Here is a 1,542-nt window from a genome sequence, read left to right on the forward strand (position 1 = left end):
GGCACGGCCACGGCGTGCGTGGCGGGGTCGGCGCGGTAACCCGCGTGCAGGACCAGGGTTTCCGGATGCGTGCTGCTGGTGGCCATGGCGGCTGTTCCATCCCTTTATTTAAACTGCCGCCGATTGTGCCTCACGTTCCGGAAATTGCACCCGGAGAGTGCGGCTTATTAAATTATTTCATTTATTGGGGAAAACAGCTGGCGGACGGCACCGTGCGGCCGGCGGACGGCCTAGCCATTTCGCGATACCGGCGCCGCCCATTTCCTGCCACAGGCCGCCCCTACCCTGGTGCGAACCCCTCGTGAGGTTCAACCGCCGGAGCGTGAACATGCCCAAAGCCTTGCCGATCAAAGCCGCCCTGCTGGCCCTGCCCCTGGCCATCGTCGGCGGGGCCGCCCACGCCGAACAGATGATCGAGCCGGTGTTCGGCCTGATCTATGACCCGCAGACCGTCGTGTTCGAACAGGCGCCCGATGGGGTGCTGGAACGCTGCCCCGGCTTGGCCCGCACCGACCGGGACCGGCAGGTCCGCATCTTCGGCCGTACGGAGGTCGACGGCACCCGATACATGGTGCTGGGCGAAGAGGTGGTGGTCCGCCGCGACGACAAGCCCATCCCCGTGCCCAAGGGTGCGGTGGTGGCGCTGACCACTGGCCAGTGCACGGTGAGGGGGCCGGTGCGCGCCTTCTTCCAGTTCCCGGAGGGGGTCCCGGCCGGCGTGGTCTCGCGCTTGGCGGACGAGGTGGTGGAGCGCTACCAGTCCGCCTACGGCGGGGCGGCCGCGTTCACCGCCGCGCTGAAGGCACAGCATGCCGAGCCCAATGCGCAGGACGGCCTGCTGCGCGCGGCGCTGGAGCGGCATGGGTCATGACTCGCGCGGGCTGGCTGCCAGGCTAGCTCTCTGATCGCAAAAGGCTACCCGCCCCCGCCCCGCCGCCCGTAGAGTGAGGCCGTCGTGACCACCCTGCCGGCGGCCCCATGTCCCTGCGGACCAAGATCATCCTCGCCCTGCTGCTGACCAGCATGGCCTCCGTTGCCCTGGTGGGCGGGCTGGCCTATCAGCAGGTGTCGGCCCGGTTCAACGACCTGCACCTGGCGGGCGCGCGGCAGAGTTTTCAGGGCAACGTCCAGGCCTATGTCCGCACTTATGGTTCCTGGGCGGCGGGCAGCGCCGCCGAACCCTTCATGGCCTTCGTCGCCCGTCGCATGCGGGCCGGTCCCCCGGCGGGCCCGCCGCCCGGCGGCGGCCCAGTATCGGACGCCCCGCCGCCCGGTCCCGGCCGGCAGCCGGAGCCGCCCATCCAGTTCCTGTTCTTCGACGCCGACGGCATGGCCCTGACCCGCACCCCACCCTATCAAGTCGGCGATCCGGTGGATGTCGCCGACCGGACGGGGGCCGAGCCCTTGCGGGTGGACGGGCGGCTGGTTGGCTATTTCCTGCCCCGGGGCCAGGTGAACTTCTCGGCCCCCGAACTGCGCTACGTCACCATCGGCCCGCAAGCCCTGCTGTGGGCCTGCGGGGGCGCCGCCCTCCTGTCCCTG

The 1,542-nt window shown here is 70.1% G+C and carries 3 protein-coding genes; all 3 read left to right on the forward strand.

Annotation, left to right across the window (positions count from 1 at the left end; all coding sequences use genetic code 11):
- The coding region (locus I55_RS38020) for a hypothetical protein (protein WP_211100322.1) at window positions 1-305 on the forward strand (305 nt) is incomplete at its 5' end.
- 23 nt (window positions 306-328) lie between these two features.
- Window positions 329-871 carry a hypothetical protein gene (locus I55_RS26885; protein WP_148293993.1) on the forward strand — a complete coding sequence of 181 codons (543 nt, stop codon included), beginning with the start codon at window positions 329-331 and terminating at the stop codon, window positions 869-871.
- A 107-nt stretch (window positions 872-978) separates the two neighbouring features.
- Window positions 979-1,542, forward strand: a 564-nt coding sequence (locus I55_RS26890; RefSeq protein WP_044563810.1) for a hypothetical protein, incomplete at its 3' end; no start/stop codon positions are given.

Source organism: Azospirillum sp. B4, assembly GCF_000333275.1.
Classification (GTDB): domain Bacteria; phylum Pseudomonadota; class Alphaproteobacteria; order Azospirillales; family Azospirillaceae; genus Nitrospirillum.

Bases quoted from the DNA above. Each gene is read 5' to 3' on its own strand.
- I55_RS26885 (WP_148293993.1), top strand. From the start codon at position 329: ATGCCCAAAGCCTTGCCGATCAAAGCCGCCCTGCTGGCCCTGCCCCTG.